Here is a 12,079-nt window from a genome sequence, read left to right on the forward strand (position 1 = left end):
CGCTGTTGGATACCATCCGTATTATTAAAATGGCGCGAATTGATACATTCGCTAATTATCGGAATGCGCAGGCAATAAAAAACGCCGCTAGGGTAAGCGGCGTCTTCTGTGAGCGGGCGATGGGTTGGGCATCGCCGGGTTAGGGGGGGGAAATCGTCAATACGGTAGATCCGGCAAAATCACCTGGCTTAACGATGCCTTTTGTGACCAGCGTCGATTTCAATGAGACGTTGGTAGGTAAGCCATCTTCAATCTTCACCAGTAAACCGTTCGCGGTCTTTTTGCCATCGATGGTCAGCTTCGAATACAAGCCTTCACGTTCTCTAAGCTTGACGCCTAGCGTGTCATCGGCCGTTGTTTTCACGGTGACGCTGGTGGCTCCGGTGCATACCAATTGCAGTTGCGTTTCTGCTTCGTTGCCGTCAATGGCATCACTGGAAATATCGTGATGGTTGATGGTGGTATCGCCTTTTATATCGCATTGCAGTGACGGTTCAATCGCCTTGCTACATGTGCCAATAGGGGTGATTGCGCCACCTTGGCCGCCATACCGATATCCGCTTACAAAGGAAATGCAGAAGTTCTTGGATGTTGGCCTGCCCTTTCGAACGAGTATGAACCCATGCCATGGAATCGAAAACCCGACTTTCTGCATTTCTTTCAACACGCCTTCCATCGTATCTTTTGGCGGTATTTCCCATGAACCGCTGGCGGCATTCATGTAGCTAGTGTTTCCCGGAGACTGCAGTCCGTTAATTTGAAGCGTACATGTCGTTGCGTTCATGTCGTCACAGAACTTGCCGTCGCCATTCAGCCAGTCAGCGACGGTGAAGTAGTATTTGATGCCTTCAGGAACATATTCGCTTTTTGTCGAGGTGATAATGACAGCATGTAAAGCGCTTGAAACCGAAAATAGAAAAATAAAAAAGGCGATCCTGCCTATATTTAAACGCTTGAACATCAATAGCTCCGCCCAAAAACGACAGAATATGCGGATCTTTGCCGTCGGGATGCAGGGCGTTACCGCAACGTTTGTAGGGAATTTCCGACAGAACGCTCACGGCTGCGCATCGCGGGGCGTCCTCTACCCCAGGCTCCCGTTCGGCGGCACCATTTTTTCAAGTTGCAGCGGCCCCGAGGCTAGGCGTCGAAGGCCGCAGATATCGGTAAGTAGACGTTCATGGGTGGGGCGGCTCGCCGCCAGGGTGGGTAAGGCGCCGAGCACGCGGACGACCCTGCTACGCCGCCCCGTTTGTATCCTGATACACCACGTGGGACGGAATGTGCGCTAGAGGAAGGTTCATCGGATTCAAGAGCTTGCCACCGCTCAAAAAAACGGGGTTCGGCATTTTAGGAAATCGCATCAGCTGATCCATGTCCAGCGCGAAATCTGAAGGAAAATGCAAGGATAGATGCTGAAGCTTCTGGTGGGCCTTGAGGTTGACCGTTAGTGCTTTGAAACAGTCGATCGCCTCTTGGCCTCTTAGTCGTGCAAAATGCGGCGCGTAGATGGACAGTTCAGGAAATAGTTGCTCAATGGCGTCGGTTGCCTGCCAGGTGACGTTGTTATCAATCAGTCTCAGAATGCTGAGCGAATACGGGGCTTGAGGTTTGTTATTTTTCAAGTTCACTAAATGCGAGTCCGTTATTCCGCACTCTTGCAGAGTCAATTCTGTCATGCCGGGGCGCGTTGCCAGTGACTGGAATGCCATAGTGCTGAACTGGGTGCGTAGCGCGGAAACGATCGTCAAAGCGGAGGATTCGAGTTCATCCGCGTCTACGCTTTGCAGATTGCCTTCTTTCAGCTTTAATGTTTGCACTGATGGCGGCAATTGGGGCAGATTGTCCATTTGCGACGCTTCAAAATTTATTTCCAGCGAAGCAAGTCCGGCATAATTTTCCGCATGACGCTGAACGTCATCGAAAAACTTGCGTACTTCCTGTCCTGCCAGCATTGCCAGCCCATTGGCAAAAATGGAGAGGCGTGGCATGACCCCGGCCAGGTCCTTCAGCGTCTCAAGCCTCATTTTGCCGTGCCCGATGATGTCAAGCCTTTGAAGACGAGATTGCTGCAGAGTTTCTGGCGTCAGATGGTGTACCTCGCGCAGGTGCCCATCCATCAAATTGCAATCCTTCAGCGAGATTTGCAAAAGCGAACTGCTCGTCAATAGCTTGACTACGCAACCCTCCGATACGTTCATGGACGTTGCGGTGAACTGTTGGAGGCCGTTCATCTGTGTCAGTGAAGCGAGTTGGACAGGATGTAGAGAGCCGCCGAAGAAGCCAAGCGAGCGAATATGAGTATTGCGTGCCAGCCAGTGGGTTACGAACGTCGTCTCGCAGTGGCCCAGCGTGAGGGAAGGGATCGTACTCTCGCTTAAAGCCCTTCCTAGAGTGGCCGAATCCAATCCAGCGACCGAAAAATGCAGATGACGAAGATTCCGCTTTTGGAAAAGATCGGATAGCTGGTCTCCGATCTCCAAGCCCTTACGTCCGGGGGCGGATGGAAGCGTGCTGACCAGCGTTAACTCTTCGATATTATCGAGTCGAAGGATATTCTGAAAATTATTCAATGCGCCCCGGCAATTAAGCAATTCCAGTTTGCGATGAGACGAGTTGATTGCTGCTATAAAATCAGTGTTCGCTTTGACGTTATTCAGTCCGAGCGTCAGCTGGGAAAACTGGCGCAGGTTTTCGGGGCTCACGTCGCGCAGTGCGCCGCCGATGATCGTTATATGTGTCAGTGTCTTGGGCAGTCGCGCCAACTGCTCTCCGGTTAGCTCACCGCCAATGTTCTCCAGAACAAGCGAATCCAGAGCAAGGAAGACACGAGTCCTGTTGTCTAGCGCTTCAAAGAAATCCAGAATTTCATCTGCGCGCACTATCAATGGCCCGCGCTCCATGGTTTCGCGCAGCCCGCTGAACGCCTTGCATGTAGATCCAAAATTCCTTGCCAGTTCGGAGCTTTTGCCCTCTTTTAGTATGTGAAACATGACTTCTAACGGAAGAGAACTGATGTGGGTGGTGTCCACGGGCTCAAAAGCCTGGGTCGTTCGATCGAGTCGGTTATGGTCAGTAATCACCCTTGGCGAAGACGCCTGCACGGCGGTCATGTTCGCGGTGTGGGCATCGTCGCCTGCTGCGTCGGTCTGACCCAGTGCAGTAGCGAGAGGTAGCGTGATATTGGACGACATAGGGGGGGCTCCTGGATTGATCTACCCGCTATGTGGCTCCGCCCGCTCATCTTGTTCCCGGCTGTCGCGCTTGGAACGGGCTTAGGATAGCGTGCGGTTTGGCGTGCCCGCCAGTTCATCCAGACTGAGGCCGCAAGTGCGGGCGCGCTCGGCCAGCGATTCGCTTTGCACCAGCGCGCGTTGGCTTGCTTCCAGCAGCACGTCCAACCTTTCCTGCAACGTGGCCGCCATGGCCCAGGCCCGTTCAGCGAACAGATCGGCGAACAGGTCCACGCATTTTTTGCAGATGGCTCCGCCGTTTTTCTCAAGTAGCGACGCGCCTTGCGCCAGCGTTGAGTGGCAGAAATTACAGGCGAGGGCGCGGTTCATGCGTTTGGCGGCTCAGTGTCTGGTTGCGGCGGATGGCGCCACATATGGCGACCCCTGCCATAGACAACGGCTTGGCGCGCCAAAGCTTAAGCTGATGGAAAGCCCTGCATCACGGGCCGTCCGCCACACGGACGAGCTTGGCCCTGCGATTTAATCCACGACGAAGCCTCCGGGGCCGCTATGGCCCAGCAGTTCGCGCGCGCATTGCATGGCTTCGTTCGGGGTGGCCACCGCCAGGAACGGCATGCCGAAGGCGCGAGCCATTTTTTCGCCTTGCTTGCGGATTTTGTCCAGCGCATCGGTGTCGCGTTCGACGGCGATGAACGCCCGGCAGCGCGCCTTCAGCCGAGGCATGTTGACGGTCTGCCATTCGATCATGGCCTTGCGATCGTCATGGCCGGCTTCGTGACGCATGTCGGGCACGACCATGACGAAGGTCTGGGGGTTATTCACCAGTAGTTCCATTTCGCGGATCCAGCTTGCCGAATAGCCCTTGGGCGCGCCGCCGTGCTTGGCGGTGACGATGGGGAAGTGGGATAGGTCGTGGAAGAAAAATTGATCGCGGTTCATTCGAATTCTCCGTGGGGATGAGCATGCGCGCCGGGCTTGCAGCCGCAGCCGCCGTAGAGCACCAGGCTGTAGGAATCCAGTGTGAAGCCGCTACGCTTGGCGATTTTCCTGACCAATTGGGCCATGGCGGGATCGCTGGATTCCAGGATCTGCCCGCAATGCGTGCAGACCAGGTGGTCGTGGTGCCCTTTGTCGTTGAGCTCGAACACGGTACTGTGCGCGTCGAGTTGAGTACGTTTGAGCAGTCCAGCGTCTTCAAGTTGCGTAATCACGCGATAAACCGTGGCCAGGCCGATACTGCTCCGGTCCGAGATGAGGCTACGGTAGACGTCTGCCGCGCTCATGTGCTGGTTGGCGTGCTGATAGAAAATGTCCAGGATCTTCAGACGGGGGAAAGTGGCTTTGATGCCGGCGTCGCGCAGCCGCGTGGTGTCCATGTGGTTTCTCCGTTCGGGGGGCTGATGCCCGACTGATGAGAATGATGTACATTTTCAACTGAACCCGCTAACGGGAACCCGTCAACCTGTAGCTCAAACCTGCCAACCATGCTTCATGTGGCTATCGCCGACCCGCTTCCCGACGTGCTGCTGACCCCGTTCCGCGTGCAAGGCCGCCGCGAAACGAAAGGCATTGCGGTACCTTCGCACGTCCATGACGAGGGCATGCTGGTGCTGGTGCACGAAGGGCTGGTGGTGGTGCAGGCCGCGGCCGAGGTCTGGACGGTGATGCCGGGCAGCCTGGGGTGGATCCCGCCGGACACACAGCACGGCGCCCGTTGGTTCGGCGAGGCGCGCGGATCATTCCTGTATGTGCGGCGCGACGTCTGCGACCGGTTGCCGCCGCACTGCCGTTCCTGGCCGTCGTCCAAGCTGATCGAAGCCCTGATCGACAGGTTCACCAACACGCAGGACGGCGCCGTTTCGGGCGCGTACCAACAGCAGTTGTTCGACGTGCTGTTGCAAGAGCTGGAGCACCGCGAACATGCGCCCCAGTTGTTGCCCATGCCCGCCGATCCGCGTTTGCAGGATCTGGCCAATACCCTGCTGGACACGCCGGACGATACCGCGGGCATCGACGAATGGGCGCAGCGCCTGAACATGTCGTCGCGGACCTTGATGCGCCGGTTCCGGCAAGAAACCGGGGTGACGCTGGGGCAGTGGCGACAGCAGGCGCGATTGCTGCGCGCCCTGGAGATGCTGAGCCGCGGCTGCTCGGTCACCGAGGCCGCGCTGTCGGTGGGCTATGAAAGCACCAGTGCGTTCATCGGCAGCTTCCGCAGCGCCTTCGGCATGACGCCGACCCGCTATCTGGCGGACCGCTAGCCGCGCGCGGTCGCGGCGGTAGCCATTGGCGCCGCAGTCGGCGTTGCGGCCATTACGGTCGCGGGCGCCGTGCGCGCCGTGCCTATGCCGCCTTTACGCATCTTCACGTTTCTCCGACATTTTTGCGGATCTTCATTTGCGCCCTGTCCCTAGTATGGCGGCACGGGGCGGGCAAGGATTTATTCGTCCGCCCGAGCTGTTCTTGGGGTGAGAAATGAATGACCTTTTGAGGCCGCGGCGCACCGGTGCGTTGCTTATCCATGGGTTGGGCGGCACGGAATTCGATATGGGTGCGTTGCACAAGGTGCTGGCGCGCGCAGGCGTTCAGACGCACGGCGTGACGTTGCCCGGCCACGCCGGCCAGCCTGAAGACCTGCTGGACGTGCGGGTGGAGGACTGGATGGAGGTGGTGACTCGGCGCTATCGCGAACTGTGTGGACAGTACGACGTGGTGCATGTGATCGGCATGTGCCTGGGCGCGTTGCTGGCCGTGGAGCTGTGCAAGCGCGAATCGCATACGCGCGGCGCGCTGGTGGCGCTGTCGGCGCCCGTGTTTCTGGATGGCTGGAGCACCCCGTGGTATCGGGGCCTGCGATATCTGCTGTATCACGTGCCGGGTGTACCGCGGCGGATCCGGGTTCGGGAAGAGGACCCTTACGGCGTGAAAAGCGAGCTGGTGCGCGCTTTCATCAAAGCGGGCTTCGCGCGCGGCGACGGCTTTCACTACCAGTGGGTGCCGTTGGCGTGCTTGCGGCAAGTGGACCGCTTGCGCGGCATGGTCCAGCAAGGGCTTGGGCGGTTGGATTGCCCGACGCTGATCATGCACGCCGAAGAGGATGAACTGACCAGTCCGAGGTCTGCCCGCTTTCTTGGGGCGCGCATTCCCGGCGCGACGGTGGTGATGCTGCAAGACAGCTATCACATGATCTGCGTCGACCATGAGCGTGACCGCGTCATGCGCGACGTGCTGGCCTTTCTAGGCAAGGACCCCGAGTTGGTGCGGGCGCGCAAGCGGCCAGCGGTGACTGGCGCGCCGGCTCAGGCTGCGGCCGGCTGGTCCGGAAGCAGCGGGCCTTGCGGATCGTTTTCCGCATCGGGGCGCGGCGGCACGGGCGGCAAGCCCAGTCCAATCCGCAGGCGCTGGCAATCAGGGTTGGGCGAGCCGTCCGGCATCCAGATGTCGAATTCCCGGCAGGGCGTGGGGCGGTTTTCGTAGATAGCGCAGTGGATGCCGGGCTGTCCGAGTTCGCCGCGCAGCGATATGCAGCGGCCGCCCCCTATCTCGGTGCCCTTCATACAGGCGCGCAAGGGGCTCATCTGGGTGACCAGTTCCACGGGGACGTGGCCGCCATTTTCGCCAGCGAGTTCCCCGCAATAGAACGACACCCTGAAGTGCGAGCAGCAAGCGCCGCAATCCAGGCAGGGGTTTGCGTCTGGGTGGTCGCCAGCCAGCACGGCGGGCGACACGAACGTCAGGACAGCGGTCTCGAGCAGGGACATGGGGGGAGAATTCGAAAGCCTGTCCAGGCCGCGGCCGGCGCGGGATCAGGGCGCAAATAGTAGCGGGATTCGGACTGCGGCCGCTACGACTTTTTTCGGGGACGTTGCTGGGGTAGCATCGGTGGCCTGACTGCCGCCTGGAGCAACGCCTTGAACGCAAAAACCGATTTTCCCGACGGCCTGGCCCGTTGCGGCTGGGTCGATACGTCCGCCGAATACATGGCTTATCACGACAAGGAATGGGGCCGTCCGCAAGGCGACGACCGCGCCTTGTTCGAACAGCTTTGCCTGGAAGGGTTCCAGTCGGGCCTTAGCTGGCGCACCATCCTGAACAAGCGTCAGGCTTTCCGGCGCGGTTTTGCCGACTTCGACCCGGCCAAGGTGGCGGCGTTCGGCGAACAACAAGTGCTGGCTTTGCTGGCCGACGCCGGCATCGTCCGGCATCGCGGCAAGATCGAAGCCGTCATCAACAACGCGGCGCGCGCCCTGGAGATGATTGAAAAAGAGGGCTCGCTGGCGGCGTTCTTCTGGCGCTTCGAAGCCCCGGCAGGCGCATCCTCTACGTTGGGCGCGTCAACATCCGAGCAGTCCGTCGCCTTGTCCAAGGCGCTGAAGAAACTGGGCTGGAAGTTCGTGGGACCCACCACCGTCTACGCGTTCATGCAGTCGGTGGGCATGGTGAACGATCACAACCCGGGGTGCCATTGCCACGCGCTTAGCGAAAACGCGCGGCGGGACTTCAAGCGGCCGGCGGACCGGCGGCCGGCGTAACAGTAGGCGCGCTGGCCTGCTCGGGCACAATGCCTGGCAAGCTGTAGCGGCCTTCGCGGTAGGCCCAGCTGGGCCACAGCGCGTGGGCCAGCGCTTCGGTTGCCAGCGCCGGGTCCAACGCCACGGGCGCGTAGTCTTCCGGAGCGGTGTAGCGGTACTGCAAGGGCGTCTTGTTGGGCGCCAGCACCAGCAGATCGTTTTCCTTCAGATAGCCGTAAGTGCTGTCGTACTGCATGATGGCGCGGCCGGGCGTGCTGCGCGTCAGGTCGTGGCCGATCATCGGGTGTTCGGTGTCCACGCCAATCAACGACAGCAGGGTCGGGGGCAGGTCGATTTGGCTGATCAGGCGGTCGTCGCGGCGCGCTTCGATGCCCGCGCCCAGGATCACGGCGGGAATGTGAAAGTGGCGCACGGGCACCAGGCTGGCGCCAAACACGCGGGAATCGTGGTCGGCGGCCACCAGGAAGACCGTATTTTCCCAATAGGGCGATGCTTTGGCGCGTTCGAAGAAGCGACCCAGGGCCCAGTCCGCGTAGCGCACGGTGTTTTCCACCGTGGCCGGGTTGCCTTCCGTCTGGATGCGGCCGGCGGGGTATTCCCAAGGCGAATGGTTCGATACGCTGAACGCCAGCGTGAAGGTGGGCTGGTCAGCGTCTTCGCGCAGCAACCGGTCCAGTTGGTTGAACATGTCTTCGTCCGACGCGCCCCAGGTGCCCACGAAGGCGGGGGCCACGAAGTCGGCGCGGTCAACGATCTGCTTGAAACCGTTGCCCAGGAAAAAGCCCTTCATGTTGTCGAAGTGCGATTCGCCGCCGTAGATGAAGCGCGAGTGGTAGCCGTGACGGCCCAGCAGGTCGGCCAGCGAGAAAAAACCGCGTTGCGAACGGGGCAGCTTCAGCACGGCTTGCGCCGGGGTGGGCAAGAACCCGGTGACCACTGCCTCTAGCCCGCGCACCGAGCGGGTGCCGGTGGCGTAGGCGCGCGTGAACGTCCAGGATTGCCGCGCCAATGCGTCCAGCTCCGGCGTCAGGTTGGCGCCGCCCAGGTCGGCGCTGTACTGCGCGCCCAGGCTTTCTTCCAGGATGATCACCAGGTTAAGCGGGCGCGGCGTCTTGCGCGTGGCGGGTTGGCGGTGCAGGCTGGGGTAGTCGGGATTAGCGGGCGGGTTGGGCAGCCCGGATTGCGCCAGCACCAGATCGTGCATCTTGGCGTCGTCCATGCCGCCGTACACGTCCGATGCCGACTTCTCGTTCTTCATGCTGTAGATGGCATAGAACACGTTGTAGAGCGAGTTCAGGGCCAGCGTGTTGAGCATGCCGTCCGAGCTGTAGGCGACCGAGGACGGATTGATGGGGCGGTGGCCCAGGGTGCCGCGGATGGCAAGGATAACGATGGCCAGGATGATCACGCTGGCAAGCGGCATTTGCCACCAGGTAAGTTGCACGTCGGGCTGGGCATGGCCGAACAGGCCATACGCGCCCCAGCCGATCAGCGCCACGCCGCCCAGGCCGCCCAGCAGCGCAAGCTTGTAGCCGCGCCAGAGCATGCCGGAGACTTCGCGCGGATGCTTCAGATATTCCACGAACAGCCGGTTGGGCCGCGTGTCGTATTCCACGATGAATGGGGGCGACGCTACCTCCAGGAAGGCCAGCAGAACGAAGGCTGCCAGATACCAATAGCCCGTGATCGTCGCGGCGATCGCGAAGTGCCCAAGCAAGGGCGATAGCACGGCGGGCAGGGCGGCCAACACGGCGATCTGATGCGCGTCGATGCGCAATCCGCCCAGCAGCAGCGGGAACAGGCCGCCGGCATTGCGCACGCGCGGCCATTGCCAGGCGGCCAGCGCCAGGCGGCTCAGCGTCAGCAGCGCAAACGCCGCGACCACGAAAATCAAAGTTGAATGCCGCATCAGGCCTCCAGGTTGTTCTGCTATCCGACCCGGTGGGGCGGAATCAATCGTCCGCGCATTGGAGCAGGGGGCGCGTTGAAAATTCAGTGAGTTACCGCATTCCGGTCACTTTCCGGGGGGCATAGCCATTTCTTTTTGTAACTGTCGCGCGTCGAGGCCGGGAACACGACGTGCTGCGCAAACCCGCAGGCGGCGACGGGGCGCCGCGCGGCCTGGGCCGCCCAGGCGTTTCGTGCGCGGAAAGATCCGCACACATTATGGGGCCGGTTGGCTTAACCCTTGCAGTAGGCCGCGATACCCTTGCAGGTAACAGAGGGCCGGCGGCCGTAGGCTGGCCACAACGCCAAGGATAATAACCATGACGCGCACAAGAAAAATAGCGATCGGGATTGTAGGGGGTCTGGCCCTCGTCGTGCTGGTGCTGGGAGTGGTGATCGCCACTTTCGACTGGAACCGGGCCAAACCCATGATCAACGAGCGCGCCAGCGCTGCCATTGGACGTCCCTTCGCCATCAATGGCGACCTGAGCGTCAACTGGGAGCGCCAGCCCGATGAAGATGGATGGCGGCGCTGGGTGCCATGGCCGCGCGTCATCGCCAACGACATCTCGGTAGGCAACGCGCCCTGGGCCAAAGCCCCGCATTTCGCCACGCTCAAGCGCGGCGAGTTCAGCTTGGCGCCGCTGCCGCTTTTGAGCCAGCGGGTGGTCATCCGCCGCATCCAGCTGACCGAACCCGCCGCCGACCTGGAACGGTTGGCCGACGGCCGCGCCAATTGGGTGTTCACCATGCCGGATACCGGCGAGCCCTCGCCCTGGGTGCTGGACATCAACGAAATCGGATTCGACAAGGGGCGGGTCGGGCTGGTCGACGAAATCCTCAAGGCCGACCTGACCGTGCTGGTGGACCCGCTGGGCAAACCGGTGCCGTTCGCGGATGTGGCGGGCGCCGCGTTCGTGCCGGAAGACGGCGCGGCGCCCGTGCCCCGTGATTACGTGTTTGGCTGGAAAGTAGACGGCAAGTTCAAGGGGCTGGCCACCAAGGGTGAAGGCAAGGTGGGCGGAATGCTTGCGTTGCAGGATGCCAAGCAGCCATTCCCGGTGCAGGCGGATGTCGCGATCGGAGGCACCAAGGCGGCAGTGACGGGGACGTTGACGGATCCGGCCAATCTGGGCGCGCTGGATTTGCGGCTGAAGCTGTCGGGCGCGTCGATGGCGCAGCTGTATCCGTTGACGGGCGTGACCTTGCCGGACACGCCGCCTTATTCCACCGACGGGCATCTGGTCGCCAAGCTGCAGAACCCGGGCGGCGCGGTGTTTGACTACAAGAATTTCAACGGCAAGGTCGGCAACAGCGACCTGCATGGCGACATCACCTTTGCACTAGGCGAGCCGCGCCCGAAGCTGACCGGCAAGCTGTCGTCCAAGCAACTGCGTATGGTCGACCTGGGACCGCTGATCGGCGTACCCGCAGGCGGCACGGCGGCGGCGCCCGCCGACCGCGCCAAGGACGCACCCGCCAAGCCCAAGGGCGGCAAGGTGCTGCCCACGCAAGCTTTTCGTACCGACCGCTGGCGCGACATGGACGCCGACGTCTCCCTGGATGCGGGGCGCATCGTGCATGACAGCAAGCTGCCGTTGTCGGACCTGTCCGCGCACGTGGTGCTGCAAGACGGAAAGCTGACGCTGGACCCGTTCCGGTTCGGCATCGCCGGCGGCAACATCAACGGCACCATCAAGCTGGATGGCGCCAGCGAAGCGCTGACGGGGCGCGTTGACCTGCACGCTCGCCGCATGCGCCTGAAGCAATTGTTCCCGGCGACGCAGGCCATGCAGAAGACACTGGGCGAACTGAACGGCGACTTGGCGATCAGCGGCACCGGCAATTCAGTGGCCGCATTGTTGGGCTCGGCGACGGGCGACGTGAAGATGCTGGTCAATGATGGCGTCATCAGCCGCAGCCTGATGGAGATCGCAGGGCTGAATGTGGGCAACTACGTGGTGTCCAAGCTGTTCGGCGATGATGAAGTGAAGATCAATTGCGGGGCGGCCGATCTGGCTATGAAGAACGGCGTGATGACGCCGCGCGTGTTCGTGTTCGATACCGAAAACGCGTTGATCAGCATCACCGGCACCGCCGACTTCAAAAACGAAACGATGGATATGGACATTACGCCGGATAGCAAGGGATTCCGCATCTTTTCGCTGCGTTCGCCGTTGTATGTGCGCGGCACCTTCGGTTCGCCGGACGTGGGCGTGCATGTGCTGCCGCTGGCGGCGCGCGGGGCGGGCATGGTGGCATTGGGCGTGTTGCTGACGCCGGCGGCCGGATTGCTGGCGTTGATCGCGCCCAGCACGACCGACGAAAACGCCTGCGCCCCATTGCTGGAGCAGATGCGCAAGCCGCCCAAGGCGCCAGCGCCTGCCGCGCCCAAGGGCAAGTAAG

General features: G+C 61.2%; 10 protein-coding genes and 1 pseudogene. 4 read left to right on the forward strand and 7 right to left on the reverse strand.

Translation table 11 applies throughout. The features are described 5' to 3' along the window. Positions 1–139: 139 nt before the first annotated feature. The 5 genes from ACI0FO_RS00275 to ACI0FO_RS00295 form a co-directional block, all read right to left on the reverse strand. The gene (locus ACI0FO_RS00275) at positions 140–961 is read right to left on the reverse strand and encodes a hypothetical protein (protein WP_416023250.1); all 822 of its coding nucleotides are present in this window, start codon (positions 959–961) and stop codon (positions 140–142) included. A gap of 277 nt (positions 962–1,238) precedes the next feature. Continuing rightward, on the reverse strand, positions 1,239–3,194 hold the full coding sequence (locus tag ACI0FO_RS00280) for a hypothetical protein (protein ID WP_416023252.1): 1,956 nt from the start codon (positions 3,192–3,194) through the stop codon (positions 1,239–1,241). Positions 3,195–3,275: 81 nt separating this feature from the next. Beyond that, a complete protein-coding gene (locus ACI0FO_RS00285) occupies positions 3,276–3,563 on the reverse strand; it encodes an MSHA biogenesis protein MshH (RefSeq protein ID WP_416023254.1) in 288 nt (95 codons plus the stop codon). 150 nt (positions 3,564–3,713) lie between these two features. Next, complete coding sequence (locus ACI0FO_RS00290) at positions 3,714–4,133, reverse strand: hypothetical protein (RefSeq protein ID WP_416023256.1); 420 nt, start codon at positions 4,131–4,133, stop codon at positions 3,714–3,716. Continuing rightward, a complete protein-coding gene (locus ACI0FO_RS00295; RefSeq protein ID WP_416023258.1) occupies positions 4,130–4,570 on the reverse strand; it encodes a transcriptional repressor in 441 nt (146 codons plus the stop codon). Before ACI0FO_RS00295 ends, ACI0FO_RS00290 begins: the two co-directional genes overlap by 4 nt. A gap of 108 nt (positions 4,571–4,678) precedes the next feature. On the opposite strand from ACI0FO_RS00295, the gene ACI0FO_RS00300 reads away from it, so the two are divergent. Both ACI0FO_RS00300 and ACI0FO_RS00305 read left to right on the forward strand, forming a co-directional pair. After that, positions 4,679–5,455 (forward strand): helix-turn-helix transcriptional regulator, encoded by a 777-nt coding sequence (locus ACI0FO_RS00300; RefSeq protein WP_416023260.1) that lies wholly within the window; start codon positions 4,679–4,681, stop codon positions 5,453–5,455. 214 nt (positions 5,456–5,669) lie between these two features. Continuing rightward, positions 5,670–6,398, forward strand: a pseudogene (locus tag ACI0FO_RS00305) (alpha/beta hydrolase); the annotation flags it as partial. 95 nt (positions 6,399–6,493) lie between these two features. Here the strand turns inward: ACI0FO_RS00305 and ACI0FO_RS00310 are convergent. After that, positions 6,494–6,955 carry a YkgJ family cysteine cluster protein gene (locus ACI0FO_RS00310; protein ID WP_416023262.1) on the reverse strand — a complete coding sequence of 154 codons (462 nt, stop codon included), beginning with the start codon at positions 6,953–6,955 and terminating at the stop codon, positions 6,494–6,496. A 150-nt stretch (positions 6,956–7,105) separates the two neighbouring features. Between ACI0FO_RS00310 and ACI0FO_RS00315 the strand changes: the two genes are divergently transcribed. Next, positions 7,106–7,726 (forward strand): DNA-3-methyladenine glycosylase I, encoded by a 621-nt coding sequence (locus tag ACI0FO_RS00315; RefSeq protein WP_416023264.1) that lies wholly within the window; start codon positions 7,106–7,108, stop codon positions 7,724–7,726. Here ACI0FO_RS00315 and ACI0FO_RS00320 read toward each other — a convergent pair. Beyond that, positions 7,695–9,635, reverse strand: coding sequence for an LTA synthase family protein (locus tag ACI0FO_RS00320; RefSeq protein ID WP_416023266.1), 1,941 nt, complete (start codon positions 9,633–9,635; stop codon positions 7,695–7,697). The two genes, ACI0FO_RS00315 and ACI0FO_RS00320, sit on opposite strands and share 32 nt — an antisense overlap. 358 nt (positions 9,636–9,993) lie before the next feature. Between ACI0FO_RS00320 and ACI0FO_RS00325 the strand changes: the two genes are divergently transcribed. Continuing rightward, on the forward strand, positions 9,994–12,078 hold the full coding sequence (locus ACI0FO_RS00325) for an AsmA family protein (protein WP_416023268.1): 2,085 nt from the start codon (positions 9,994–9,996) through the stop codon (positions 12,076–12,078). Position 12,079 lies beyond the last annotated feature (1 nt).

It is taken from the genome of Achromobacter marplatensis, from assembly GCF_049060505.1.
GTDB classification, from domain to species: domain Bacteria; phylum Pseudomonadota; class Gammaproteobacteria; order Burkholderiales; family Burkholderiaceae_B; genus Achromobacter; species Achromobacter marplatensis_A.

Excerpts from the sequence above, each read along its gene's own strand:
- ACI0FO_RS00325 (WP_416023268.1), top strand. The coding sequence starts at position 9,994 with ATGACGCGCACAAGAAAAATAGCGATCGGGATTGTAGGGGGTCTGGCC.
- ACI0FO_RS00295 (WP_416023258.1), bottom strand. The coding sequence starts at position 4,570 with ATGGACACCACGCGGCTGCGCGACGCCGGCATCAAAGCCACTTTCCCC.
- ACI0FO_RS00320 (WP_416023266.1), bottom strand. The coding sequence starts at position 9,635 with ATGCGGCATTCAACTTTGATTTTCGTGGTCGCGGCGTTTGCGCTGCTG.
- ACI0FO_RS00280 (WP_416023252.1), bottom strand. The coding sequence starts at position 3,194 with ATGTCGTCCAATATCACGCTACCTCTCGCTACTGCACTGGGTCAGACC.
- ACI0FO_RS00290 (WP_416023256.1), bottom strand. The coding sequence starts at position 4,133 with ATGAACCGCGATCAATTTTTCTTCCACGACCTATCCCACTTCCCCATC.
- ACI0FO_RS00300 (WP_416023260.1), top strand. The coding sequence starts at position 4,679 with ATGCTTCATGTGGCTATCGCCGACCCGCTTCCCGACGTGCTGCTGACC.
- ACI0FO_RS00285 (WP_416023254.1), bottom strand. The coding sequence starts at position 3,563 with ATGAACCGCGCCCTCGCCTGTAATTTCTGCCACTCAACGCTGGCGCAA.
- ACI0FO_RS00275 (WP_416023250.1), bottom strand. The coding sequence starts at position 961 with ATGTTCAAGCGTTTAAATATAGGCAGGATCGCCTTTTTTATTTTTCTA.
- ACI0FO_RS00310 (WP_416023262.1), bottom strand. The coding sequence starts at position 6,955 with ATGTCCCTGCTCGAGACCGCTGTCCTGACGTTCGTGTCGCCCGCCGTG.